Source organism: Robinsoniella sp. RHS, assembly GCF_001029355.1.
Classification (GTDB): domain Bacteria; phylum Bacillota; class Clostridia; order Lachnospirales; family Lachnospiraceae; genus Robinsoniella; species Robinsoniella peoriensis.
Genome location: NZ_JNGB01000269.1, coordinates 1 through 1,246, shown reverse-complemented (window position 1 = coordinate 1,246; position 1,246 = coordinate 1). Strand labels below are relative to the sequence as shown.

Annotated in this window: 1 protein-coding gene; it reads right to left on the bottom strand. The window is 42.1% G+C overall.

What is annotated here, in order from left to right; translation table 11 throughout:
• Positions 1 to 1,246 (bottom strand): family 78 glycoside hydrolase catalytic domain (locus RHS_RS29710; protein ID WP_047835283.1); only part of this gene is annotated, 1,246 nt, incomplete at both ends.

The window sequence follows — 1,246 nt, the reverse complement described above, 5'->3', positions numbered from 1 at the left end:
TATAGGAATTCCAACGTTCCCAAATTGTTGTTGCTCCCTGATCAATACTGTACATCCAGGATGGATTGTCCCTCTGGAGTAACAGGGTGTATGCCATATCAACAGCACCAACTTCTGTAAGCGTCTGATTCAGCATAGCAGTACCAACAAATCCGGTACCAAGTTTATTTCCGTTAGCTTTAATCTTATTAACCAGAATATCTGTTGCTGCCTGCTTCTGGTCATCATCTTTAAACAGACCTACTTTTAAAGTGATTAAATATCCTGTCTGCGTATCTGCACCAGCTGCTAAAGTACCATCGTTATTAATATATTTTTCCTGGAAATGGTCTTTAATTTCATTAAATCTTGCTCTGTATGCCTCTGCTTTCTGTGTTTCTCCGATAGCATCTGACATTTCAGCCATTAACTGAGTATCATATGCGTAGTAAGCACATGCGATCAGATTTCTGATAATACCCTGGTTGTCCTGTTCATTTGGAGCCAGCCAGTCACAATAAGCAGTTCCTGCACCCTCAAAACCTCTGCTGTTAAGCCAGTTCATGTATTTTTCCATAGAATCGTACATCTGAGAGATGATCTGTGTATCCCCATACATCTTAAACATGGTATAAGGAACGATAATTCCGGCATCTCCCCAAGCTGCATTACCTGCACCTACTGCTGCAGATCTTGGAATTGTATCGGTATACTGTCCAACACTTGTCTGGCTGTCTCTTGCATCCTGTCCCCATTTATTAAAGAAACCTGCAACATTTGCATTGTAAGATGCCGCCCCGATAAATACCTGTGTATCACCTGACCAACCAAGACGTTCATCTCTCTGCGGGCAGTCTGTAGGTACACTTAAATAGTTACTTCTCTGTCCCCAGAGTGTATTGCTGATTAACTGGTTTACGGATGAATTGCTTGTCTCCAGACTACCCGTTTCCGGAATAGCCGAACCCAGGACTTCTGCCCGGAAGCTGTCAATTGTAATATCAGCATCTGCCGAAATAGATACATAACGGAATCCATAAAAGCTGAATGTCGGACGATAGCTTTCTTTTTCGTCACCTTTCGCAATATAAATGGATGTGGATGCAGCTGATCTGTAGTTTGCCATATAAAGGCTTCCTTCCGGACCGTCATTTCCTCTGGAAGTTTTACCGCTGTCATTTAACATTTCTGCAAAATGCATGCTGATCTGTGCATCTTTTGGTGCTTTTACTGTGATATTTGGCCATCCTACCATATTCTGTCCTAA